Annotated in this window: 24 protein-coding genes and 1 tRNA gene; 17 read left to right on the plus strand and 8 right to left on the minus strand. The window is 70.0% G+C overall.

The window, feature by feature from the left end:
- The first annotated feature begins 91 nt into the window (after nucleotides 1-91).
- From birA to GGR71_RS17845, 4 genes are all read left to right on the plus strand, one after another.
- Nucleotides 92-1,069 carry a bifunctional biotin--[acetyl-CoA-carboxylase] ligase/biotin operon repressor BirA gene (birA, locus tag GGR71_RS17830; RefSeq protein ID WP_184452178.1) on the plus strand — a complete coding sequence of 326 codons (978 nt, stop codon included), beginning with the start codon at nucleotides 92-94 and terminating at the stop codon, nucleotides 1,067-1,069.
- Nucleotides 1,066-1,809, plus strand: coding sequence for a type III pantothenate kinase (locus tag GGR71_RS17835; RefSeq protein WP_160958146.1), 744 nt, complete (start codon nucleotides 1,066-1,068; stop codon nucleotides 1,807-1,809). Before birA ends, GGR71_RS17835 begins: the two co-directional genes overlap by 4 nt.
- 127 nt (nucleotides 1,810-1,936) lie before the next feature.
- Nucleotides 1,937-2,779 (plus strand): SPOR domain-containing protein, encoded by an 843-nt coding sequence (locus tag GGR71_RS17840; RefSeq protein WP_184452180.1) that lies wholly within the window; start codon nucleotides 1,937-1,939, stop codon nucleotides 2,777-2,779.
- A gap of 101 nt (nucleotides 2,780-2,880) precedes the next feature.
- Nucleotides 2,881-2,956, plus strand: a tRNA-Thr gene (locus GGR71_RS17845).
- A gap of 236 nt (nucleotides 2,957-3,192) precedes the next feature.
- Here GGR71_RS17845 and GGR71_RS17850 read toward each other — a convergent pair.
- Nucleotides 3,193-3,546 (minus strand): hypothetical protein, encoded by a 354-nt coding sequence (locus GGR71_RS17850; protein ID WP_237474266.1) that lies wholly within the window; start codon nucleotides 3,544-3,546, stop codon nucleotides 3,193-3,195.
- Between the two features lie 398 nt (nucleotides 3,547-3,944).
- On the opposite strand from GGR71_RS17850, the gene rocF reads away from it, so the two are divergent.
- From rocF to GGR71_RS17870, 4 genes are all read left to right on the plus strand, one after another.
- Nucleotides 3,945-4,868 (plus strand): arginase, encoded by a 924-nt coding sequence (rocF, locus tag GGR71_RS17855; protein WP_160958143.1) that lies wholly within the window; start codon nucleotides 3,945-3,947, stop codon nucleotides 4,866-4,868.
- Between the two features lie 158 nt (nucleotides 4,869-5,026).
- Nucleotides 5,027-5,179: an entericidin A/B family lipoprotein gene (locus GGR71_RS17860; RefSeq protein WP_048489261.1), complete on the plus strand. Its 153-nt coding sequence runs from the start codon at nucleotides 5,027-5,029 to the stop codon at nucleotides 5,177-5,179.
- Between the two features lie 103 nt (nucleotides 5,180-5,282).
- A complete protein-coding gene (locus tag GGR71_RS17865) occupies nucleotides 5,283-5,417 on the plus strand; it encodes an entericidin A/B family lipoprotein (RefSeq protein WP_010341024.1) in 135 nt (44 codons plus the stop codon).
- A gap of 184 nt (nucleotides 5,418-5,601) precedes the next feature.
- Nucleotides 5,602-5,817 (plus strand): CsbD family protein, encoded by a 216-nt coding sequence (locus GGR71_RS17870; protein ID WP_010341025.1) that lies wholly within the window; start codon nucleotides 5,602-5,604, stop codon nucleotides 5,815-5,817.
- Nucleotides 5,818-5,886: 69 nt separating this feature from the next.
- Here the strand turns inward: GGR71_RS17870 and GGR71_RS17875 are convergent, their stop codons facing one another.
- Complete coding sequence (locus GGR71_RS17875) at nucleotides 5,887-6,807, minus strand: hypothetical protein (RefSeq protein WP_237474265.1); 921 nt, start codon at nucleotides 6,805-6,807, stop codon at nucleotides 5,887-5,889.
- Nucleotides 6,808-6,936: 129 nt separating this feature from the next.
- On the opposite strand from GGR71_RS17875, the gene GGR71_RS17880 reads away from it, so the two are divergent.
- The 3 genes from GGR71_RS17880 to GGR71_RS17890 all read left to right on the plus strand — a co-directional run bounded on the left by GGR71_RS17880 (nucleotide 6,937) and on the right by GGR71_RS17890 (nucleotide 9,865).
- The gene (locus GGR71_RS17880; RefSeq protein ID WP_160958138.1) at nucleotides 6,937-8,229 is read left to right on the plus strand and encodes a tryptophan--tRNA ligase; all 1,293 of its coding nucleotides are present in this window, start codon (nucleotides 6,937-6,939) and stop codon (nucleotides 8,227-8,229) included.
- Nucleotides 8,230-8,656: 427 nt separating this feature from the next.
- Nucleotides 8,657-9,589, plus strand: coding sequence for an MBL fold metallo-hydrolase (locus tag GGR71_RS17885; RefSeq protein WP_160958136.1), 933 nt, complete (start codon nucleotides 8,657-8,659; stop codon nucleotides 9,587-9,589).
- A 108-nt stretch (nucleotides 9,590-9,697) separates the two neighbouring features.
- The gene (locus GGR71_RS17890) at nucleotides 9,698-9,865 is read left to right on the plus strand and encodes a peptidase (RefSeq protein ID WP_082143359.1); all 168 of its coding nucleotides are present in this window, start codon (nucleotides 9,698-9,700) and stop codon (nucleotides 9,863-9,865) included.
- A 330-nt stretch (nucleotides 9,866-10,195) separates the two neighbouring features.
- Here the strand turns inward: GGR71_RS17890 and GGR71_RS17895 are convergent, their stop codons facing one another.
- The gene (locus GGR71_RS17895) at nucleotides 10,196-10,804 is read right to left on the minus strand and encodes a hypothetical protein (RefSeq protein ID WP_160958134.1); all 609 of its coding nucleotides are present in this window, start codon (nucleotides 10,802-10,804) and stop codon (nucleotides 10,196-10,198) included.
- Nucleotides 10,805-11,196: 392 nt separating this feature from the next.
- Between GGR71_RS17895 and yedA the strand changes: the two genes are divergently transcribed.
- Together yedA and rarD are read left to right on the plus strand one after the other, a co-directional pair.
- A complete protein-coding gene (gene yedA, locus GGR71_RS17900) occupies nucleotides 11,197-12,099 on the plus strand; it encodes a drug/metabolite exporter YedA (RefSeq protein ID WP_160958131.1) in 903 nt (300 codons plus the stop codon).
- Nucleotides 12,096-12,998 (plus strand): EamA family transporter RarD, encoded by a 903-nt coding sequence (rarD, locus tag GGR71_RS17905; protein ID WP_160958128.1) that lies wholly within the window; start codon nucleotides 12,096-12,098, stop codon nucleotides 12,996-12,998. Before yedA ends, rarD begins: the two co-directional genes overlap by 4 nt.
- 41 nt (nucleotides 12,999-13,039) lie before the next feature.
- Here rarD and GGR71_RS17910 read toward each other — a convergent pair whose 3' ends face one another.
- The 4 genes from GGR71_RS17910 to GGR71_RS17925 form a co-directional block, all read right to left on the minus strand.
- Nucleotides 13,040-14,188 (minus strand): alpha/beta fold hydrolase, encoded by a 1,149-nt coding sequence (locus GGR71_RS17910; RefSeq protein ID WP_160958125.1) that lies wholly within the window; start codon nucleotides 14,186-14,188, stop codon nucleotides 13,040-13,042.
- Between the two features lie 152 nt (nucleotides 14,189-14,340).
- Nucleotides 14,341-15,651, minus strand: coding sequence for an ABC transporter permease (locus GGR71_RS17915; protein WP_160958122.1), 1,311 nt, complete (start codon nucleotides 15,649-15,651; stop codon nucleotides 14,341-14,343).
- A 64-nt stretch (nucleotides 15,652-15,715) separates the two neighbouring features.
- Nucleotides 15,716-16,873 (minus strand): ABC transporter permease, encoded by a 1,158-nt coding sequence (locus tag GGR71_RS17920; RefSeq protein WP_160958120.1) that lies wholly within the window; start codon nucleotides 16,871-16,873, stop codon nucleotides 15,716-15,718.
- Nucleotides 16,874-16,886: 13 nt separating this feature from the next.
- Entirely contained in the window at nucleotides 16,887-17,576 is a 690-nt protein-coding gene (locus GGR71_RS17925; RefSeq protein ID WP_048489272.1) for an ABC transporter ATP-binding protein, read from the minus strand.
- 692 nt (nucleotides 17,577-18,268) lie between these two features.
- Between GGR71_RS17925 and GGR71_RS17930 the strand changes: the two genes are divergently transcribed.
- Entirely contained in the window at nucleotides 18,269-18,481 is a 213-nt protein-coding gene (locus tag GGR71_RS17930; protein ID WP_160958117.1) for a hypothetical protein, read from the plus strand.
- 187 nt (nucleotides 18,482-18,668) lie between these two features.
- On the opposite strand, the gene GGR71_RS17935 is transcribed toward GGR71_RS17930, so the two are convergent.
- Nucleotides 18,669-19,916 carry an efflux RND transporter periplasmic adaptor subunit gene (locus tag GGR71_RS17935; RefSeq protein ID WP_160958115.1) on the minus strand — a complete coding sequence of 416 codons (1,248 nt, stop codon included), beginning with the start codon at nucleotides 19,914-19,916 and terminating at the stop codon, nucleotides 18,669-18,671.
- A gap of 250 nt (nucleotides 19,917-20,166) precedes the next feature.
- Here GGR71_RS17935 and GGR71_RS17940 point away from each other — a divergent pair, with 250 nt between their 5' ends.
- The 3 genes from GGR71_RS17940 (at nucleotide 20,167) to GGR71_RS17950 (ending at nucleotide 23,154) form a co-directional block, all read left to right on the plus strand.
- Nucleotides 20,167-21,069: an ABC transporter ATP-binding protein gene (locus GGR71_RS17940; protein WP_160958113.1), complete on the plus strand. Its 903-nt coding sequence runs from the start codon at nucleotides 20,167-20,169 to the stop codon at nucleotides 21,067-21,069.
- Complete coding sequence (locus GGR71_RS17945) at nucleotides 21,066-21,851, plus strand: ABC transporter permease (protein ID WP_160958110.1); 786 nt, start codon at nucleotides 21,066-21,068, stop codon at nucleotides 21,849-21,851. Before GGR71_RS17940 ends, GGR71_RS17945 begins: the two co-directional genes overlap by 4 nt.
- 100 nt (nucleotides 21,852-21,951) lie before the next feature.
- Nucleotides 21,952-23,154, plus strand: a complete 1,203-nt coding sequence (locus GGR71_RS17950; protein WP_160958108.1) for a histidine kinase — start codon at nucleotides 21,952-21,954, stop codon at nucleotides 23,152-23,154.
- The last annotated feature ends 43 nt before the right edge of the window (nucleotides 23,155-23,197 follow it).

Genomic DNA, 23,197 nt, shown 5'->3' on the forward strand with positions numbered 1-23,197 from the left:
GGGCCCCGGCCCTGGGCGCCCGGCGGGCGTTGCCGCATACTTTTCGGTTCACGAGGGCGCGCCACCGCACGCCCAGGGGCGGAACGAGGCGATGGAACCGGCGTTGGACGAGCGCGAACTGTTGGCCAGGCTCAGCAAGGGGCCCCTGTCCGGCGATGCCCTGGCGCGCGCCTGCGGGCTGACCCGGGCGGCGGTGTGGAAGCGCATTCAGGCACTGCGCGCGGCCGGGGTGGAGATCGAGGGCCGGGCGGGCGAGGGCTATGGCCTGGCGCGGCCGCTGGAACTGCTCGACGCCGCGGCGATCCGGGCCGGGCTGAGTGGGTCGGCCGCTGCCGAGCTGGCCGGGCTGGAGATCGCCTGGAGCCTGGTCTCCAGCAACACCACGCTGTTGCAGCGGCCGGCGCCGGCGCAGGGCAGCGAGGTCCTGCTGGCCGAGCGTCAGACCGGCGGCCGCGGCCGCCGGGGCCGGGTCTGGGCCTCGCCGCTGGCGGCGCATCTATACCTATCGGTGGCGCGCAGCTTCCAGGGTGGGCTGGGCCGACTGGGCGGCCTGAGCCTAGCCGCCGGCGTGGCCGTGGCCGAAGCCCTGCGCGCGGCCGGCTTCGCCACGGTCGGGCTGAAGTGGCCGAACGACCTGTTGGCCGACGGGCGCAAGCTGGGTGGCCTGCTGGTGGAAGGCGGCGGCGAGTTCGCCGGACCGGCGCGGGCGGTGATCGGCCTGGGCCTGAACGTGACGATGCCGGCGGCCAGCGCCGCGGACATCGACCAGCCGTGGACCGACCTGACCCGGCTGGCCGGTGGCCCGGTGTCGCGCAACGCCATCGCCGCCACGGTGCTGTCGCACCTGCTGCCGGCGCTGGCGTTGTTCGACGCCGAAGGCCTGGCGCCGTTCCTGCCGCGCTACGCCGCGCTGGATCTGCTGGCCGGACGCGCGGTGCGCATCGACGAGGGCGGCCAGGTGCGCGAAGGCACGGCCCTGGGGCTGGCCGAGGACGGCGCGCTGCGGGTGGCCTTCGCCGACGGCGAGCAGCCGGTGCATGCGGGCGACGTCAGCGTGAGGCCGGCATGAGTGACTGGCTGTTCGACCTGGGCAACTCGCGCTTCAAGTTCGCCGCGCTGGAACACGGAAAGGTGGGCGCGGTGCAGGCCTGGCCGCATGGTGCCGAGGCGATGGACGCGGCGGCGGTCGCGGCGCTGCCGCAGGGCGGCACCGCCTACGTCGCCAGCGTCGCCGCGCCGGCGCTGACCGCCACCGTGCTGGAGGCGCTGCGCAGCCGCTTCGCGCAGGTGCAGGTGGTGCGCACCGAGGCCGTGTGCGCCGGGGTGCGGATCGCCTATGCGCGACCGCAGGCGTTCGGCGTGGACCGGTTCCTGGCCCTGCTCGCCGCCCATGGTGGCGGCGACGTGCTGGTGGTGGGCGTGGGAACGGCGCTGACCGTGGACCTGCTCGATCGCGACGGGCTGCATCACGGCGGCCGCATCGCGCCGTCGCCGACCGTCATGCGCCAGGCGCTGCAGCAGAAGGCGGCACAGCTGCCGGCCGAGGGCGGCGATTACCACGAGTTCGCTGCCGACACCGGCGACGCGCTGGCCTCCGGCTGCGACGGCGCTGCGGTGGCGCTGATCGAGCGCAGCCTGCAGCAGGGCGAGGCCTTGCTGGGACGGCGACCGCGGCTGCTGCTGCATGGCGGTGGCGTGCCGCCGCTGTTGCACGCGCTGCCGGCTGCCGAGCAGCGCCCCGCGCTGGTCCTGGACGGGCTGGCGCTGTGGGCGCAGGCGCACGCTGCGGCCGGTGCCGGTGCCGCCTGAGCGGACCGGCGCTGGTTGCCGCGATGCGGCGCGGCGTGGCCGAGGCAGACAGTGCGCCGAGCTGGTCAGGCCCCACGCAGACGCCACTGTCTCTCCCAAGCTGCATCGCACGCTCTAGAATCCGGCCATGCTCGTTCGCGCCCTGCTCGTCGTCCTGACCATCCTCAACCTCGGCGTCGCGGTGTGGTGGGCGATGCAGCCGCCGACCCCGCCAGCGGTGCCGATGCCGGCCGTGCTGGCCGGGGTGGCGACGCTGCAACTGGTCAACGAGGCGCCGGCACCGGACGCTACGCCGTCTCCACCGGCGGCCGCGCCTGCCGAGGCGCAGGACAGCGCCGTCGCCGCTGATGCGGCCGACTCCATGTCCATCCCGGCACCGGCCAGCGCACCAGCGGCTCCCACCACCGTCGCACCCGAAACCGCGCCCACGCCACCCGCCGCCGCCGCCCCTGCGCCCGCTCCCACCCAGACCCAGACCGATCCTGCGGCCAAGCCCGCCGCCGACGCGGCGGTGTGCCTGAGCGTGGGACCGTACGCGGACCGCGATGCGGCGCAGGCGGTCGTCGCCGCGCTGGCGCCCGGGGGGCCGCGTCCGCGCCTGCGCGAGGACGCCGACAGCGGCGTCACCAGCTTCCGCGTGGTGCTGCCGACCATCGGCGGCGAAGATGGCCTCAGGCAGGCCACCGAGCGCATCGTCGCCGCCGGCATCCGCGACTATTACCCGTTGCGCCAGGGCGAGGCCGGCAATGCCATTGCCCTGGGGCAGTACCGCAGCCGCGAAGGCGCCGAGCGCCGCCGCCAGGAACTGGCCCGTGCCGGCTTCAACGCCGACCTGATCCCCAGCGGCGGCAATGGCCAGTCGCGCTGGTGGCTGGACCTGCGCGCCGACTCCGCGGCGCAGGCCACCGCCCTGCGCCGCCAGCTCGGTGCGGCGCGCCAGCGCAGCGTCGACTGCGCCACGCTGCGCTAGAATGCCGCGCCTGCCGGTGTTCAGCGCCTCGCCTTTGGACGTGTCGAGGCCCGCGTCAGCAGGTAGACTGCCCCGGCCCGCCCGCAGGCGTCATGCACCTTGCCGCTTTAGCTCAGTCGGTAGAGCAACTGTCTTGTAAACAGTAGGTCATCCGTTCGATTCGGATAAGCGGCACCATCTTTCGATCCGCCGGCATCCGCAGATGTCCGCGGTATGCAATCAACCGCTGAAATAGCGGGTTTTTGCTTTCTGTTGCGAGTTTTCACGAGCCTTCATTCGAGCAGGGAGCAACTGCGCGCTACGCGAGCGGGGTAGGTGGCGTGGCGGATGGGGCGCACGCAGCAGCAAACCCGCGAAGCAACAGCCGGCCAACCGAAGCGCGGTTGGGTCGCCGCGTGTTGTCGCGAGCTGCGCTAGGGGCTTCGCGGTATGAGCAAGGACTGCGCGCGCGCGGAAAGCGGACAACCCTGCCGCTGCAAGAAGGCGATGGCCTCTCTGGTGCGCCGGAGCAGCCCGGTGTTCGCGATGAAGGTCGTCTTCGCTCCCTGGAACTCCAGCACGACGTTCTCGGTTCCCCACGCCTTCCGATAGTCCACCCTGGCGATCTCATGGTACGGACGGGTGCGCGTGCGCAGGACGCGATACTCCACGTGGTCCGCGTGCAGGATCAGCGCGGGGTTGAGGCTGTTGTGCGCCCACGCGAACCAGGGAAGGAACGTGAACCCGGCGAACGCGGCCTCCAGGGTCACGATCAAGGGCTTTTCCAAGGCAATCTCCAGAAACGGCGAAGGAGCTTAGCCAGCCAGCGCCGTCGACGTCCAACCGTGCGCTTCGGGCAGATGCAGCGCTGGTCGCGTGTGCGCGTCCTTTGCCGGGAGATCCGACCAGGCTGGCGTAGCCCTCCGCGGAGAGGAGCGAGCGAAGCTGCGTGCGCGGGACGCGCCACATTCATGGATGCGTCGGTAGCGCGTGGACCTGTGCGTGCTTCTTCAGGCGCTGGCTCTGGTTTCTCGTCTGAGGCGCAATGACGGTGTCGGCTTTTGCTCGTACGTCGAACCAGCACGGCGGTTGCCGCACACATGCGCACCGCACTGCTGCGACGCGGCGGGTCGTGTCATGCCTGTCCCGCTAGACTGGGTCACTTTTTTGGCTGGAGCGTATGCGCATGAAGTCGTCTTTTCTGCCAGTGTCCCTGATCGGCGTTCCCACCGACATCGGGGCCGGCCACCGCGGTGCGCGCATGGGGCCGGAAGCGCTGCGCATCGCCGGATTGCACGAGGCGTTAGCCAATCGCGGCGTGGAGGTGCGCGATATCGGCAACATCGATGGCCCGCGCAATCCCTGGCAGGCGCCGGTGGACGGTTACCGTCATCTGGACGAGGTGGTGGCCTGGAACCGTGCGTTGATGGAGGCCAGCTATGCCGAGCTGCGCGCCGGGCGCATGCCGATCGTGCTTGGCGGCGACCACTGTCTGGGGATCGGTTCGATCACCGCGGTGGCGCGGCATTGCCGCGAGCAGGGCCGCACGCTGCGCGTGCTGTGGCTGGACGCGCACTCGGACTTCAACACCAGCGAGGTCACCCCGTCGGGCAACGTGCACGGCATGCCGGTGGCCTGCCTGTGCGGGCTGGGGCCGCAGGCGCTGACCGAACTCGGCGGGAGCGCGCCGGCGCTGCGGCCGGAGCAGGTGCGGCAGATCGGCATCCGCTCGGTCGACCCGGACGAGAAGCGCCTGATCAAGCAGCACCGCGTCGACGTGTACGACATGCGCTACATCGACGAGATGGGCATGAAGCGGACCATGGAGGCGGCGCTGGACGGGCTCGACGCCGACACCCACCTGCACGTCAGCTTCGACGTGGATTTCCTCGACCCCAGCATCGCCCCGGGCGTGGGCACCACCGTGCCGGGCGGCCCCAACTACCGCGAGGCGCAGCTGGTGATGGAAATGATCGCCGACAGCGGGCGCATGGCCTCGCTGGACATCGTGGAGCTGAATCCGGTGCTGGACCACCGCAACCTGACCGCGGAACTGGCGGTGGACCTGGTGGAGAGCCTGTTCGGCAAATCGACGTTGATGCGGGACTGAGCGCCGGCCGGCCTGCGCCGCTTGCTCTTTGCCTGAATGGAGTGCCGGTTCATTCACGTGAAATCCACAGTCGTGACGGCAGATTCACCGCCAGACGGTAGCGCGGCGACGCCTATCGCCGCCCACCCGACCACCTGCGATTGCCGAGGACGACCACGATGAAGCGACTGACCACCCTGTTGATGCTGACCCTGTTCTGCGCTGGCGTCCTGACCGGCTGCAACACCGTTGCCGGCGCCGGCAAGGACATGCAGAAGGCGGGCCAGAAGGTGGAAAACAAGGCGGACGATTGCAGCGCTGGCAAGTGCTGAGCGCCCCGGTCGATCGCGGCGGCGACACGCCCCGCGCACGACCGATCCACGAGTTTCGTGCGGCCGTGGTGGCCGCGTTCCATGACCATGAAGGAGTGAACCTATGAAGCGTACGTTTGCGTGGATGCTGCTGGCGATGTTCTCGGTGGGCCTGCTGTCCGGCTGCAACACCGTTGCCGGTGCCGGCAAGGACGTGCAGAAGGCGGGCGAGAAGGTCGAAGACGCCGCCAAGAACTGAGCCTCGTCTCAGCTGCGAAAAACGGGTCGGCTTGCCGGCCCGTTTTTTTGCGCGGCTACCGTCCACGGCGTAACGGTTCACGATGCTCATGCATCGCTGACATTGCGTTGATCGGTTCGCGACGAGCGCCGCGCGATGCTGCGCGGGCGGCGTACGGCGCCGCTCACACATCACGAGAGATGCCATGAACAAAGACATCATTGCCGGCAAGTGGACCCAGCTCAAGGGCAAGATCAAGGCGCAGTGGGGCGATCTGACCGACGACGACTTCGACGTCGCCGAAGGCAACACCCAGTACCTGGCCGGCAAGCTGCAGGAGCGCTACGGCTGGGCGCGCGATCGCGCCGAGAAGGAAGTGCACGCATTCCGCGACAGCCTGGGCAAGGAATACCACGACTGAGGCGCCCGCCGCGGCAGCGTCCGCGACACGGGCCGCCTTGCGGCCCGTGTTTTTTTGCGGCCTGCCGATTCAGCGCGCCGGCGGATCCGGTACGTAGTCGCCGGGGAAGGCGTTCGGCGCGACCGCCACGCGCGGCGTCGGCCCGCGTGGCAGGACGCCACGTGCGATCAGCCGCGCGCGGCTGTCGTAGCGCAGCTCGGTCCGTTGCATCGGCACGTCGCTGGCGCGCTCGAATTCGGTGACGCGCGAGGGCGACCACTCGCGCGCGCCATGGCCGGTGCCCAGACGTTGCTGCACGGAAGGAGTGGCGCTTTCCTCGCGCGCATATGCCCGCGCGTCGGCCGCCGGCGCTGCCGCGAGCGGCGCGGCCGCACTGCGTTGCGGGACGTCGGCGGCCGATGTCGGTGCAGGCATGGCATCCGAAGCGGGGACACTCGGCCTTGCCGCGCGCGCGGTCTCGGCGGCGACCTTCGCGGCGTCGATTCCCGGTTCGCCCAAGGCGGTCTCGGGCCACGCCCGCGCTTCGTCGAACACCGCCATGCCGATCACGCCGACATTGCGCGGGCGCCCGGTACGTGCCGCATAGCTGTCCTCCAGGTCGGTGAATACGAACTGCGCCACGTCCTCGGACGATTTGCGCCAACCGGCGATCTCGGTCTGTTGCCACGGCGCAAGCACATAGCCGCGCTGGTCGCTGGCCGCGGTCTGGCCGCTGACGGCGTTGACGCCGTCCACCGACAGCACCACCAGCACCCGCGCACCGGTCAGGTTGGTCAGGCGTAGCGCATAGCGGTGGCCGGGCGTGGCGGCGATCCAGCGCTCGCCGCGCCAGGCATGCGCGGGCAGCGGGTCGTCGCCGGCATCGCGATCGATCACCTGCAGCTGCACCGCCGGCGCCGAGGTCGGCGGCGCAGGCCATGGACGGAAGCCGCACAGCCCGCCGATGCACACCAGGGCGAAGGCGAGCACGGCGAGGGAACGACGGGGCAAGGACGGAGCAAGAGCATGCATCGCGGTGACTCCAGGACGGGGACGCCGGATTGAACGCACCACGCGCCGGAACGGGGTTGTCGCGCAGCGGGTAAACTCGCCGGGTTTCCCCCGAGCCGTCCATTCCGCATGACCACCCGCGTTCTCACCGGCATCACCACCTCCGGCACGCCGCACCTGGGCAACTACGTCGGCGCCATCCGTCCCGCGCTGCAGGCCAGCCGGCGCCCTGGCATCGAGAGTTTCTTCTTCCTGGCCGACCTGCACAGCCTGATCAAGGCGCAGGACCCGGCGCGGACCCAGCGCTCGACCCTGGAGATCGCGGCGACCTGGCTGGCGGCGGGGCTGGATCCGAAGCAGGTGTGGTTCTACCGCCAGTCGGACGTGCCGGAGACCAACGAACTGACCTGGTTCCTGACCTGCGTCGCCGGCAAGGGCATCCTCAACCGTGCGCACGCCTACAAGGCCGCGGTGGACAAGAACCGCGCCGACGGCGAGGACGACGATGCCGGGGTCACCGCCGGCTTGTTCATGTACCCGGTGCTGATGGCCGCCGACATCCTGCTGTTCAAGGCGCAGCAGGTGCCGGTCGGCCGCGACCAGATCCAGCACATCGAGATGGCGCGCGATTTCGCGCAGCGCTTCAACCACGTCTACGGCCGCGAGCACTTCGTCCTGCCCGACGCGCTGATCGACGAGCAGGTGGCGACGCTGCCCGGGCTGGACGGGCGCAAGATGAGCAAGAGCTACGACAACACCATTCCGCTGTTCGCCCCGCGCGAGGAGTTGAAGAAGCGGGTGTTCGCCATCGTCACCGATTCGCGCGCCCCCGGCGAGCCGAAGGACACCGAGGGCTCGGCGCTGTTCCAGCTGTACCAGGCCTTCGCCAACGCCGAGGAGACGGCCGCGTTCGCGCAGGCGTTCGCGGCCGGCATCGGCTGGGGCGAGGCCAAGCAGCAGTTGTTCGAGCGCATCGATGCCGAGATCGCGCCGATGCGGGTGCGCTACGAAGCGCTGATGGCGCGCCCGCAGGACATCGAGGCGATCCTGCGCGACAACGCGCAGCGCCTGCGCGAACGCTATGCGATCCCGTTCCTGGCCGAGCTGCGGCACGCGGTGGGCCTGCGCGACCTGTCGGCGCAGGCTGGCGGCGCCACCGCAGCGGCGGCGACCAAGCAGGCGCTGCCGAGCTTCAAGCAGTACCGCGAGGCCGACGGCCAGTTCTACTTCAAGCTGCTCGATGGCGAGGGCGTGCTGCTGTTGCAGAGCGGCGGCTTCGCCTCGCCGCGCGACGCCGGGCAGACCATCGCCGCGCTCAAGCAGGCCGCGCGGGCGGACGTGCTGCAGGCGGCGCCGGTGGCCCTGGAAGCACCGGCCGAGACGGTGCTGGCAGCGCTGGCGCGGCTGCGCGAGGCGGGCTGAGCGCTCGCTCGGCGGTTTTTCGTAGGAGCGGCTTCAGCCACGACAGGCATTCCTAGGAATGCTTGTCGCCTAGGAATGCCTGTCGCGGCTGAAGCCGCTCCCACAGGTGCGGCACTCGCCTTGTCGGAGGACTGCACTGTGGGAGGGACTTCAGTCCCGACGACGGAGTGTGTCAGTCGGCTTTCGGCTCCGCTTGTCGCGGCTGCATGACAGTTGACTCCTACAGACAAATGACGCGTTCTATCGCGACATCCGAAGCGCGTGTGTTTGCCGGCCGCATGCAGTCGGGACTGAAGTCCCTCCCACAGTGGACTGTTGCGGTCTCCGGCGGTTCCGGCATCCGCCCTTGTCCGGCCCTTGCCGCGCAGCACTGGCAGCGCCCTCCATACCGCCTAGAATGGAGCCTCGCCCAGCCACGCTCTGCGCCATGCCACGCGATCCCAGCATCCATCTCGTCGATACCGGCTTCCAGCGCGCGCAGTTCGATGCCGCCTACCTGGTCGTGGAGAACGGACGTGGCGCCTTCGTCGACTGCGGCACCAGCCATGCGGTGCCGCTGTTGCTGGACGCGCTGACGCGCGCCGGCCTGGCGCCGGGCGACGTGGACTGGCTGATCCTCACCCACGTGCACCTGGACCACGCCGGCGGCGCCGGGGCGCTGCTGCAGCACCTGCCGAACGCGCGGCTGCTGGTGCATCCGCGCGGCGCGCCGCACATGATCGATCCGGCGCGGCTGATCGCCGGCGCGACCGCGGTGTACGGCGAAGCGGAGATGGCGCGCAGCTATGGCAGCATCGAGCCGGTGCCGGCAGAGCGTGTGGTGGTAGCCGAGGACGGCCATCGCGTGGCGCTGGCCGGGCGCGAACTGCTGTGCATCGACACACCCGGGCACGCTCGCCATCACCTGTGCGTGTGGGACGCACGCAGCCGCAGCTGGTTCAGCGGCGACACCTTCGGCCTGTCCTACCGCGAACTGGACAGCGCGCGCGGCGCGTTCGCGATCCCGACCTCGTCGCCGGTGCAGTTCGAGCCTGAGGCGATGCAGGCCTCGATCCAGCGCATGCTCGGCTACGCGCCGCAGACGCTGTATCTCACCCATTACGGTCCGGTGGAGGGCGCCGACACGCTGGCGGCGGAACTGCTGGAGCAACTGGAGGCGATGGTGGCGATCGCGCGCGGCTGCGACGGCCGCTCCGACCGCCATCGCTGCCTTGTCGCGGCGCTGACCGCGCTGTATCTGGAGCGGGCGCGGCTGCATGGCTGCCCGTTGGACGATGCCGGCGTGGAGCGCGTGCTGCACATGGATATCGAGCTCAATGCGCAGGGCCTGGCCTGCTGGCTGGATCGTCCCGCGCGCTGAACGGCGCTTCGATCCCACGCACGCGGCTGCGTCGCCGCGCTGTCTCGGCACGACGTCATTCTCTACACTGTGCGGCCCGCTTGTTGCCAGGTCGTGACCGTGAACCCGATGCGCATGTTGCTGCTGTCCGCTTCCCTGTTCATGGGAGGTGCGGCACAGGCGGCCAACGATGCGCTGGCCGGCGATGCGGGCGGCGATGCCGACGCGCTGGAGCGGCACGCATTGCCGGCGTCCTGCGATCCCTCCGAGGCCTGTGGTCCGGCGATGCCCGGCTGAGCGGCGCCGGGGAGGTGGTGCCGCGGCATGACGTGCCACCACGGCAGGTTGGTTGCGTAGCACCGGCGCTTGGTGGCGATGGCCGGTGGTGCATGCGGCTACGCTGGGCGTTGCGGTAGAAGGGTCTCTGTTGGCGGATCAAGGCCCTGCAGGAGCGGCTTCAGCCGCGACGGAGCGTTACCGGTAATGCCTGTCTCGGCTGAAGCCGCGCCCACAAGAGAACAACCTGCTGTTCGGCGAGGCCGCGAAAAGCGCACGCCAGAAGTGCACTGGCGCCGTTTCTACGAGCCAGGCGCATGCGGTCGCCGCAAGGCGACCATGCAGCACTGCTCAGGCGGTGGCGTCGATCAACCCGCCGATGATGCCCTGGTTGAGCAGGTCGCCGGTCACCGTGCCACTGAGGCTGGGATTGGCTTGCAGCAGCGACGACAGCTGCGGGGTCAGGCCCTGGCTGCTGAAGACGCCGGAGGCGTTGTACAGGCCCGGGGTCGACGGCGGTGCGGTGATGGTGCCGAGCAGGCCCTGGTCGTAGGTCTGGGTGGCCTGGTCGAGGGTGGGATACGGCGAGGTGGCCGTCGAGGTCGACGTGCGGGTGCCGGTGGTCGGCGTCGAAGAGCCGGTGGTGGAACCGGCGGTGCCGTTGGCCGAGGCCGCATCGGTCGGGCCGGCGCTGACGATGCTGTTGAACAGGCCGGCTGCGTTGTAGGTCAAGCCCGTGTCGGCCGGGGTGGTTCCCGCGAGGCCGCCGAGGCTGAAGATCACCGAGGCCTCGCCGGACAATTCCACGGCCTGCTGCACGGCTGCCGGGTCGTTGCTGCTCACGACCGGATTGCCGGCCTGACCCGCGTCGCTGGAGGCGCCCGCCGCAGAAAAACCATAAGGCGATGCGCCGTAAGGATTGACGGTGCCGAGCGGCGACAGTGCAGTATCGATGGCCATGGTGGGGCCCAGCGCGCAGAGGTATTGGCGCACTGATACGCCCATCCGGCTGAACGGACTCTTAGGTGTTTTCCGTGTGTCGCGACGTGCCTGCACCGGCGACGGCTGTGCTGCCATGGACGTCCCGGCGCAGTCGGCGCGAAAGCATCCAAACCGCATCCCCCGGCACGCTGCGGACGCGAAGTCGATTCCAGTTCCCTGCCGGCGCGTGGCATGGGCATGGGACGACCTGATGGGGTGAACGCGGCTGCCGCCGAGGACTGGACGAAGCATGGGTAGCCGTCCCGCATCGGGATTGCGCAAAACAGCGTGCCGCCGGCGGCGCCGCGCGTGGCTGTCGCCGCCCGTGGCCGCTGCCCTAGAATTGCGCCATACCCGTTCCGCGTGCACGCATGTCTTCCCCTTCTTCCAAGGTCGCCGCCGCACCTACGCGCGGTGGCTTCGTCGTTCTCGCCCTGTTCCTGGTCTATGTCGTCTGGGGCTCGACCTATCTGGCGATCCGCTTCGCCCTGGAAGGCGGCGCGCCGCCCCTGAGCGTTGTCTCCGGGACCCGCTTCGTGATCGCCGGCAGCGTGCTGTACGCGGTGCTGCGCTGGCGCGGGGTGGCCGCACCCACGCGCGCGCAATGGCGGCCGCTGGCCCTGCTCGGTGCGCTGATGCTGGTCTGCGGCAATGGCCTGGTGGTGCTGGCCGAGCGCCAGGTGTCCTCGGGGCTGGCGGCGGTGGCGGTGGCCTCGGTGCCGCTGTGGATGGCGCTGTTCGGCACGCTGCGCGGCCACCACGCCAGCCGCGGCGAATGGCTGGGGATCGTGGTCGGCTTCGCCGGCGTGGTGTGGCTCAATGCCGGCAGCAGCCTCAATGCCAGCCCGCTGGGCCTGGTGCTGCTGTTGATCGCGCCGGTCGGCTGGGCGTTCGGCTCGGTGTGGTCGCGCGGGCGCGACCTGCCGATGCCGTTCATGGCCGCCGCCGGGCAGATGCTGTGCGGCGGGGTCATGCTGGTGGCGATCGGCCTGCTCAGCGGCGAGCGCCTGCACACCCTGCCGAGCACGCAGGGGATGCTGGCGGTCGCCTACCTGTGCGTGTTCGGCTCGATCGTCGCGTTCACCGCCTACGTGTGGCTGCTGCAACACGTGCGCCCGGCGTTGGCGGGCAGCTATGCCTACGTCAATCCGGTGATCGCGGTGGCGCTGGGCAGCTGGCTCGGCCAGGAGCGTTTCAGCGCCAGCGACTTCGGTGCGATGGCGGTGATCCTGGCCGGCGTGGTGGTGATCACCGTGGCGAGGACCCGGCGATGACCGCGGCCGCCGGGCAGGAAGCGCGGCGCGGCCTGTGGATCACCGCCGCGACCTTCGCGCTGTGGGGCGTGGTGCCGGTGTACTGGCACCTGCTGCAGGCGGTGCCGTCGCCGCACATCATCGCCCACCGCATCGTCTGGAGCACGCTGCTGGTGGTGGCCTGGCTGGTGTACAGCGCACGCCTGCAGTGGTGGCGGCGCATCGCCGCGCAGCCGCGCGCGCTGGCCACGCTGGCGCTGAGCAGCCTGGCGATCGCCTTCAACTGGGGCCTGTACATCTGGGCGGTCAATGCCGGCCATGTGATCGAGACCAGCCTCGGCTACTTCATCAATCCGCTGGTCAATGTGCTGCTCGGCGTGCTGGTACTGCACGAGCGGCTGCGCCCGCTGCAGTGGCTGGCGGTGGCCTGCGCCGCGCTGGGCGTGGCCTGGCTCACCGTCGACGCCGGAACGCTGCCGTGGATCGCGCTGGGCTTGGCTGGCTCGTTCGGCCTGTACGGCCTGCTGCGCAAGCTGGTGCAGGTGGACGCGGTGGCCGGGCTGGGCGTGGAGAGCCTGTACCTGTTCCTGCCGGCGCTGGGCTTCGTGCTGTGGGGCGAGGCCGGTCACGGCGGCGGCTTCGCCGGCGCGTGGGGCTGGCGCAACGACCTGCTGCTGGCGTTCGGCGGCGTGGTCACCGCGGTGCCGCTGATCGGCTTCGCCTACGGCGTGCGGCGCATCCCGCTGTCGCTGGTGGGGCTGCTGCAGTACATCGCGCCGAGCCTGCAGCTGCTGCTGGGGGTGTGGTTCTTCCGCGAGCCGTTCGACGCCGGCAAGGCGATCGGCTTCGCCGCGATCTGGATCGGATTGCTGTTGTTCGCCGGTGAGAGTCTTTGGCGACGAGCGGGGAGTCGGGATTAGGGATTGGAGATTGGCAAGAGCAGAAGCAGCGCAGCCCGCTGTTACGAATCCCCAATCCCGACTCCCGAATCCCGTTTCACCGTCAGCTGCAGCTCGGGGTCTGCGCGCGGCGGCAGCGGTTGCGGGCAGCGGCCGTCGTGGCGCTGCGCCGGCAGGTCGGCGAACCAGTCCTCCACGGTCGGCGCCAGCAGGTCCAGCCGCATCGGCAGGCTCAGGTGGTTCTCGCCGGGCATCTCCAGGTAGTGCGCGCGCGGCGCATCCAGGGCCAGCAGGCGGCCGTGCGCCACCGGGATGTGCTGGTCGGCGCTGCCGTGCAGCAGCAGCACGCAGGCCGGTGCGGCGCGTGCGGCGGCGGTGACGTCCACTTGGTCCAGGTTCAGCGCCAGGCGCTGGTTGGCGTTGGCGATCACCGCGTCCAGGTTCTGCCCGCCGTAGCGCCAGCGCGCCAGGTCCATCGCCGCGCTGGCCATCCAGCCGCGCGGGCGGCTGGCGAGCATGTGCGGGATCATGTCGCGGATGCCGCGGCCGGCGTTGGCGAAGGACTCCATCGCGACCACGCCGTCGACCTGGTCGCCGAGCTTCTGCGCGGCGAACAGCGCGGTGGCCGCGCCGTAGGACACGCCGAACAGGTACACCGGGCCCTGCACCTCGCCGCTGGCGCGCAGGGCGCGGATCACCGCGACCACGTCGTCGGACTCGCGGGTGCCGTAGCCGGCCGGGCCGCCGCCGGAGCGGCCATGGTTGCGCAGGTCGATGCTGATGCTGCGGTAGCCGGCCTGGGCCAGGTCCAGCGACCACGGCAGCAGCGAGTCGCCGTCCATCATCCAGCCGTGCAGCAGCACCACGGTGCCGCGCGGCGCGGCATGCGTGGCCGGCACCGGGGTCGCCACGTCCATGGCGAAGTCGGCATGCTCGTGGCCGCCGGCGTCGCGGCCTGCGTGTTCGTAGCGATACCGCATGTGGTAGTCGCCCGGGTCGATGGCGCGCCAGAAGATCGGGATGCCGCCCGGCACCACCACGTGGCCGCTGCGGTTGGGCAGGGTCGCCAGCAGGCTCTGGATGCGTTCCTCGTCCATCAGCGGCGACACGCCACCCGGCGCGACCAGGCGGTCGCTGAGCGAGGTGGAGGAGCAGGCGCTCAGCCACAGGCTGGCGCAGAGGACGAGCAACAGGCGCAGGCGCGAGGACATGGGCGGTTGGCGGCGTGGAACCAAATGGCCGCGCAGGCTAGCGCCTCGGCGGCGGCCGTTCTACCGCGTTTCGATGACGAAACGATGACGCGTCAGCGGCCATTGGGCCGGGCCGGGACGGCGGTCCCGGCCCGGCGCGTTCCGCCCTGGCGCTACAGCGCGCGCAGGGCGGTGGTGATCGGCAGGCGCGCGGCGCGCAGCGCCGGGAACAGGCCGCCGACCAGGCCGATGCCCAGCGCCCACTTCAGCCCGGTCCACAGCAGCGGCGGGGAGACCTTGAACTGGAACACCACCTGGCTGAAGTTGCTGCCCAGCGTGGAGACGCTGTAGCCGTTGAAGATCGCCCAGGCGATCAGCCCGCCCAGCACCCCGCCGAGCAGCGCCAGCAGCATGGTCTCCAGCATCACCGCCACCACCACCGGCAGCCCGCGGAAGCCGAGCGCGCGCATGGTGGCGATCTCGCGGGCGCGGGTGGCGACCGCGGCGTACATGGTGTTTAGTGCGCCGAACACCGCGCCGATCGCCATGATGGTGCCGATGAAGGTGCCCAGGACCTCCAACACCTTGCTGAGGTTGCCGCCCTGCTTGCGGTAGTACTCGCGGGTGGTGAACACGTCCAGCTTCAGCCGCGGGTCGGCGTCCATCGCCGCCTTGAACTGGCGGAAGCCGTCCTGGCCCTGGGTGCGCACGCTGATCGACTGGTAGGCGCTGCGGTTGTAGGTGGTGGCCAGGGTCTGGGTGTCGGTCCACAGCTCCGAGTCGTGCGCGTCGCCGCTGGCGAACACGCCGACCACGGTCCAGGCCTGGTTGCCCAGGGTCAGGGTCTGGCCGAGCTGCAGGCCGCGGAACTGCGACTGCGCACCCTTGCCGACCACGATCTCGCGCAGGCCGGGGGTGAAGCGACGGCCCTGCACGATCTTGACCTTGTCGTGCACCGCCCAGCCCTGCTCGCCGACGCCGCGGAACTGCGCGTTGACGTCGGTGCCGTCGGACTTGGACTGCAGGTTCACCACCTGCGACAGTTCCGGCGAGACCAGCGGACGGTTGTCGGCACCGCGCGCCACGCCGGCCAGGCTGGCGATCAGCGGCACCTGGTCGCGGATGATGACCGAGTTGGTCTCGGCCTGGGAGCCGCCGCGCAGCACGATGGCGGTGGTGTCGTCGCCGGTGCTGTCCAGGGTGGCCTGGAAGCCCTGGCCCATGGCCAGCATCGCCACCAGCACGCCGACCACGCCGGCGATGCCGACCACGATCACCGAACTGGCGCCCCAGCGCTGCGGCAGGCTGGCGATGCCGATGCGCGCGGCCGCCAGCGACAGCCGGCCGCTGCGGGTGGCCAGCAGCAGTACGGCGAGCACCGCCACCAGCGCCAGCACCAGGAACCAGGGCAGGGCGATCCAGATTCCCAGGCCGAGCGCCAGCGCCACGATCGCCAGGACATTCCATAACCATTGCATCTTCATTGCGTTGTTCCTCGGGTCTGCGTCGCCGTCCGTGGCATCGCTGTGCTGGAGAGAAGGCGTGGGCTCAGCGCCCGGCCAGGGCGTCGACGATCTTCAGGCGCTGCGCGCGCAGCGCCGGCAGCAGGCCGACCACCACGCCGATGACCAGCATCAGCACCGCGCCGATCAGCCAGGTCTGTGCCGGCACCGCGTGCACCGGCAGCGCGCCGCGGCTGGCGCTGGCCAGCACCGGGATCGCCGCCGCCGCCAGCGCCATGCCGAGCAGGCCGCCGAGCACGATCAGCAGCACCGACTCCACGATCACCAGGGTCAGCACCGTGCGGTCCTGGAAGCCCAGGGTCTTGAGCGTGGCCAGTTCCGGGATGCGTTCGCGCACCGCCTGCGCCATGGTGTTGCCGGTCAGCAGCACCAGGGTGAAGAACACCGCGCCCATGATCGAGGTGACGATCAGGCCGATGTCGGCGAACTGTTTGACGAAGGCCTGCTGGAACGCCGACTCGGTCTGCGACTTGGTTTCGTGGTCGGAGTTGGCCGACAGCGCATCGATCGCCTGCGCTACTCGCGAGGCATGCTCGGGGTTGTCCAGCCGCACCGTGTACCAGCTGACCTTGCCCTTGATGTAGTCGTTGCTCTCGTCGAAGTACTTCCAGTTCATCATCAACTGGTTCTCCGCCTGCACGTTGGCGCGGTCCTTGGCGCGGAAGATCGCCTTCAGCTCCAGCGGCCAGTCGTTGCTGCCGCCGCGCGGGAAGATGGTGGCCTGCAGCGGGATCACGTCGCCGACCTTCCAGCCGTGCTTCTTCGCCAGCGCTTCGCCCACCGCCGCCCCGGTGCGGGTGTCGCGGAAGGCCTTGAGCTGCTCCGGCGGCATCGCGTATTCGCTGTACACGTCGAAGAAGTTCGGCGCGACCGAGAAGTTGGGGAAGAAGTCCTTGGGGTCCTTGTAGATGCCGCCGAACCACATCGCATAGGTCACGTCGCGCACGCCCGGCACGCTGCGGATCTGCGATTCCAGGCGTACCGGCAGCGACTGGGTGATCGACAGGCGCGAGGCCACGACCAGGCGGTTGACCCCTTCCACCGAGCCGCCGGCGGTGAACGCCACGCGCACCGAGTCGAGCAGGCCGAACAGCAGGAACGCGACGATCACCGAGAACAGGGTCAGCAGCGTCCGCGTCTTGCTGCGGAACAGTTGCGCCCAGATCAACGAGAAATACTTCATGGCATCGCCTCGCTCAGTGCGCGGCCGGCGCGTCGGCCAGCTCGCCCTTGTCCAGGTGCACGGTATGGGTGGCGTACTCGGCGGCCTTGGGGTCGTGGGTGACCATGACGATGGTCTTGCCGTGGCTGCGGTTGAGTTCCTGCAGCAGGCCCAGCACGTCCTCGGCCGAGCGCCGGTCCAGGTCGCCGGTGGGTTCGTCGCAGATCAGGAAGGTGGGGTCGGAGACGATGGCGCGGGCGATGGCCACGCGCTGCTGCTGGCCGCCGGACAGTTCGCTGGGCTTGTGGTTGCGGCGGTCGGCCAGGCCGACCAGGGTCAGCGCGATCTCGGCGTTGCGCTTGCGCTGGGCGGCGCCGAGCGAGGTCAGCAGCAGTGGCAGTTCGACGTTCTTCTGCGCGGTGAGCATCGGCATCAGGTTGTAGAACTGGAACACGAAGCCGACGTGGTGGCTACGCCAGGTGGCGAGCTGCCCGCCGCTCATGCGGTCGATGCGCTGGCCTTCGATCTCGATCTCGCCGCCGCTGGGCGAATCCAGCCCGCCGATCAGGTTGAGCAGGGTGGTCTTGCCGGAGCCGGACGGTCCCATCAGGGCGACGAAGTCGCCGCGGGCGATATCCAGGTCGATGCCGTGCAGGACCTGGACTTTCTCGGGGCCGCGCTGGTAGGTCTTGGTGACGTTGCGCAGGGTGACGAGGGTGGACATGGTGGTGTTCCTGGCGGTGGACGAGGTGGAGGCGATGCGGTCGCCGGTGGCGGCGAGGGATGACCGTTGCGGTTGCGGTTGCAAGTGCAGTTGTTGCTTTTGCTTTTGCTGTTGTTGTTGCTTCTGCCGTTGCCTTTGTTCTTGCTTTTGACTTGTCGGGTTCCCTTCCGAAGCGGCGGCCAGCGCGGGGAAACACCCGAAGGGCGGCGTACATGGATGTACGCCGTCCGCGGCAGGGGCAGGATGCCCCTTCCGCGGATCCCTGGGCTGGACGCGGACCCGGAGCGCGTTAGCGCGGAGGGCGCGAGGCAGGGTGTGCTTTCTTTTGGTTACTTTTCTTTGCACAAGCAAAGAAAAGTAACTCGCCGCAAGGCGAAAGCCTTTGCTCCTGCTCTTGCTGCTGCGACGGTTGGATTTTAGAAGCAGCTTACGCCGCGACATGCATGACCGAGTACGTTGGTCGCGGCTGAAGCCGCTCCTACAGTTCTTCTTGTCCGACACGAAAACTTGAAGCAACAGCAAAGGCTTTCGCCCTTTCGGGCGAGTTACTTTTCTTTGCTCGCGCAAAGAAAAGCTAACCAAAAGAAAGCGCGCCCTGCCTTGCGCCCTCCGCGCTGCGCGCTCCGGGTCCGCGGATGCACCGGGGATTCGCGGAAGGGGCATCCTGCCCCTGCCGCGAACGGCGTACATCCATGTACGCCGCCCTTCGGGTGTTTCCCCGATCCATCCGCCGCTGCGGAAGGGAACCCGGTAAATCAAAAGCAACCGCAACAGCGGTAAAGCAACAGCAGAAACAGAAGCAACAGCAGAAGCAGAAACAGAAGCAACAGCAGAAGCAACAGCAGAAACAGAAGCAGAAACAGAAGCAACAGCAGAAGCAGAAGCAGAAGCAACGCAACACTTAGGTACTCGTTCCCCCTGGCAACTGCACCGAGGGGATCGAGAAAGCAGAAGCAGAAACACAGCAACAGCAACTGCAACAACTGGAACTTGAGCGGTTCGGCTGCGGCAGGCGCAGCTGGAACTGAGTACATCAGACAGCTGCGACGTCGAGGCGCTGGTGCAGTGCGCCGCGCGCCCCTGTGCGTTGCGCTACTGTGCCGCGGCCTCCGCCATCTTTACCTGCATGCCGGCATGCAAGGCCTCCGGCGGATCCAGGACCACCGTGTCGCCTGCGGCCAGGCCGGACAGCACCTGGCGGTCGTCGCCCAGGGCGATGCCGGTCTTCAGCGCGCGCTGCTCGACCGTGTTGTCTTCCTTCACCGCGAACGCCACGTCCTGTCCGGCGCGCTTGACGATCGCCGCGCCCGGCACCCGCACGCCCTGCGGCGTGTTCTGCGCCTGCGGCTGCGGCGCTTCCAGGAAGCTCACCCGCACGCCCATCTCCGGCACGATCCGCGCGTCCTTCTGCTTCAGCGCCACGCGCACCTTCACCGTGGCCTTGCCGCGGTCGGCGGAGGGGATGATCGCGATCACCTCGGCCGGGATCTTCCAGTCCGGATACGCATTGAGCACGGCTTCCACCGGCATGCCCGGCTTGACCCGGCCGATGTAGGACTCGCCCACCTCGACCTCGATCTCCAGCGAATCCATGTCGACGATGGTGCCGATGCCGGTGCGGGTGAAGCCGCCGCCGGCCGACAGCGGCGAGACGATTTCGCCCGGCTGCGCCGCCTTGGCGGTGACCACACCGGAGAACGGCGCACGCACGATGGTGTTGTCGACGTTGAGATCGGAGATCGACAGCTGGTTGCCGGCCACCGCGACGTTGCGCTGCGCGTTCTGCAACTGCGCGCGCAGGGCGTCGCGCTGCGCCACTGCCTGCTCGTACTGCGAACGCGAGACCAGTTGCTGGCCGGCCAGGGTCTGCAGGCGCTGCGCATCGGCATCGGCCTGGCGCACCTGTGCCTGCATGTTGGCGACCAGGCTGCGCGCCGCATCCAGTTGCGAGGCCGACAGCACCCGCTGCGCGTTGGCGTCGATCGGGTCCAGCGTCGCCATCACCTGGCCCTGCTCGACGCGCATGCCTTCCTCGATGCGCACCTCGCGGACCTTGCCGGTGATCTTGGCCGACACCGTGGCCATACGTCGCGCCACCACGTAGCCGCTGGCGTCCAGCACCGAGGCGCTGCTGCTGCCGGGGGCGATCGCCACTACCGCCGCGGTGCGCACTTCCAGCGGCTTGCTGCGGCCGAACAGCCACCAGCCGCCGGCACCCAGGGCGAGCAGCACCACCAGCAGCACCAACGCGATCCACAGCCCGCGCCGCGACGGCGGCGCGCTCGGCGGCGCCTTGCGGTCGATACGGAGTTCCTTGAGCAGGTCGGAGGAAGTACTCATCGTGTCCTTGAACGAAACGGTCGGCGCGCTGCAGTGTGCGAGCCGCCGGCTGCCGTGGGCATGGCCGGAAGTCACTTTCTGCGATGCGCTGTAGCGGGAGAACGCCGCCCCTCGGCGTGGATCGCAGCATGCGGCAATCGTGCCGGGGCTGCCAGTGACAGATGTCATTCGATGCAGTTGACGCGCCGCACTGGGCGCCGTCCCCGCCGCGGCGCAGCCTAGGCACTGCCTGCCATCACTGGAGTTGTCCATGCCTGACCACGATGCGTTGCCGCTGGCGCAGCTCAGCGGCGTCCACAAGCGCTATGGGGCGCTGGTCGCGCTGGACGGGGTCGACCTGCAGCTGCGCCGCGGCCAGTTGCTGGCGTTGCTGGGCGCCAACGGCGCCGGCAAGAGCACGGCGGTGAGCCTGCTGCTCGGGCTGCAGACGCCCGACGCCGGCAGCGTGCGCCTGTGCGGGCAGGATCCGCGGGCGCTGGCGGCGCGACGCCAGGCCGGGGCGATGCTGCAGACCGCCGGGTTGCCGGAGACGCTGCGCGTGGGCGAACTGCTGCTGCAGGCGCGCGGTTACTACCCGCAGCCGCGCAGCGTCGCCGACTGCGTGGCGCTGGCCGGGCTGGACGGGCTGATGGCGCGCCGCTACGGCCAGTTGTCCGGCGGCCAGCAGCGGCGCGTGCAGTTCGCGATGGCGATCTGCGGGCGGCCGCGGGTGCTGTTCCTGGACGAACCCAGCACCGGCCTGGACATCGAGGCGCGGCAGGGCCTGTGGCGGGCGATCCGCGAACTGGTCGCCGACGGCTGCGCGGTGCTGCTGACCACGCACTATCTGGAAGAGGCCGAGGCGCTGGCCGACCGGGTGGCGGTGCTGCAGCGCGGCACGCTGATCGCCGAGGGCAGCGTCGCCGAGCTGCGGGCGCGCTTCGAGCAATGCACCATCCGCTGCCGCAGCGCGCTGCCGGCGGCGCAGGTGGCGCAATGGCCGCAGGTGCGCCGCGCCGACATCCGCGACGGCGTGCTGGAGGTGGTCGCCGAGCTGGCCGAGCCGGTGGTGGCGCGGCTGCTCGCCAGCGATCCGGCGCTGCAGGCGCTGGAAGTCCGCCGCGCCGGCCTCGCCGACGCCTTTCTCGCCATCACCCGTGCGGAGGCCGCATGAACCGGATCGATGTTTCCGTTGCTCCGCCGGCGGCCGCCTGGTCGTTGCGCGACCAGGTCGCGCTGCTGCTGCGCGAGATCCGCTACGAGGTGCTGCGCTGGCTACGCACGCCCTCGTTCGCCGTGCCGACGCTGCTGTTCCCGCCGCTGTTCTACCTGCTGTTCGGGGTGCTGCTCAATCATGGGCGCCACGATGCGGCGGTGTACCTGATGGCCAGCTACAGCGTGTTCGGGGTGATGGCCCCGGCCCTGTTCGGGTTCGGGGTCGGCCTGGCGCTGGACCGCGAACGCGGGCTGCTGGCGCTCAAGCGCGCGATGCCGGTGCCGCCGCTGGCGCTGCTGCTGGCGCGCACCGCGCTGGCGATGCTGTTCGCCCTGGCGATCGGGGTGCTGCTGCAGGCGCTGGCCGCGCTGCTCGGCGGGGTCGTGCTGACCCCGGGCCAGCGGATCTGGCTGCTGCTGGTGGACGTGCTCGGGACGCTGCCGTTCTGCGCGATCGGGCTGGCGCTGGGCGCCTATGCCGGCGGCAGCGGTGCGCCGGCGCTGGTCAACCTGATCTACCTGCCGATGGCGTTCCTGTCGGGGCTGTGGATCCCGCTGCAACTGCTGCCGACATGGCTGACCACACTGGCGCCGCTGTGGCCGTCCTATCACCTGGGCCAGTTGGCGCTGCGCGTGGTCGGCCAGGGCGACGGCTACGGCAGTGCCGGCCATGTCGCCGCGCTGCTGGCGGTGACCGTGGTGTTCTACGCGCTGGCGCAGCGGCGCCTGCGCCGCGGCTGATGGCACGCCGCGCCGATCCCGGTGCCGCCGCGCAATCCCGCGTGGCGGCGCCTTCGCTAAGCTATGCGCCGCGGCGGCCGTGCCGCCCTGGGAGCCCGACGTGATCGCCTTGCTGCACGCCTCGCCCGACTCGCTGATCGCCCGCCGCATCGGCTGGAGCTCGGCCAAGTCCAGCACCCACTGGTTCGTGTGGCTGTCGCTGGTGTGGTCGATCTGGCTGTTCGTCACCCCGCTGTACGAGCCGTACTACTTCCGCAACTGGTTCCCGCCGACGCTGGCCAGCTACCTGGTGTTCCTCGCCTTGTACTACGTGGCCTACTACCGCCATCGGCGCTACCTGCCCTGGTGCGTGGCAGGCATGACGGTGCTGGCGTTCGTGCTGTTGCCGCGGAACCCCGGCGCGCAGTGCTACATCATCTATGCCTGCGCCTTCCTGGCGTTTTGCTTCGAGCCGAAGCGAGCGGTGGCGGCGATGCTGCTGGTGCTGGCCTCGTTCGCATTGGCCTGGACGCTGCGCGGCTGGTCGCCGCTGTATATGGTCAGTGCGGTGGTGATCGGCCTGTCGGTGGGGCTGATGAACATCAGTTTCGAGCGCCGTGCGCGCGGCGAGGCGCAACTGCGCCTGAGTCACGAGGAGGTCCGGCGCCTGGCGGCGGTGGCCGAGCGCGAGCGCATCGGCCGCGACCTGCACGACCTGCTCGGCCATACCCTGTCGCTGGTGGCGCTGAAGTCGGACCTGGCCACGCGCCTGCTCGCCCACGATGCGGCCGCGGCGCAGCGCGAGATGGAGGAAGTGGGCCAGGTCGCTCGCGAGGCGCTGAGCCAGGTGCGGCGCGCGGTCAGCGGCATCCGCGCGGCGCAGCTGGCGGCGGAGCTCGCCTCGGCCAAGCTGCTGCTGGAATCGTCGGGGGTGACCTTCCGTTACCAGGTCGAGGCGTTGCCGCCGTGCCCGCAGTTGGAGACGGTGTTCGCGCTGGTGCTGCGCGAGGCCGCCACCAACATTCAGCGCCATGCGTCCGCCCGCAACGCGCAGCTGCGGTTGTGGTGCGACCGCGGTCAGGCCCTGCTGGAACTGCGCGACGACGGCCGCGGCGGGGCGCTGCAGCCGGGTACCGGGCTGAGCAGCATGCGCGAGCGGCTGGAGGCGGTGGGCGGCAGCCTGCGCATCGCCTCCGAGCGCGGCCTGGGCACCTGCCTGGTCGCCGCCGCGCCGTTGCCGCGGGTCGAGGCGACCGTCGTGCCGGAGGCCGCAGCGGCGACGCGGATGCCCACGCCGGCGGACCAGGACGCCGCCCTCGGCTGAGCGCCGGCCCGGCCCGGGCACTACAATGGGCCGACAAGGACCG

The sequence above is a fragment of the Xanthomonas sp. F1 genome (genome assembly GCF_014199855.1).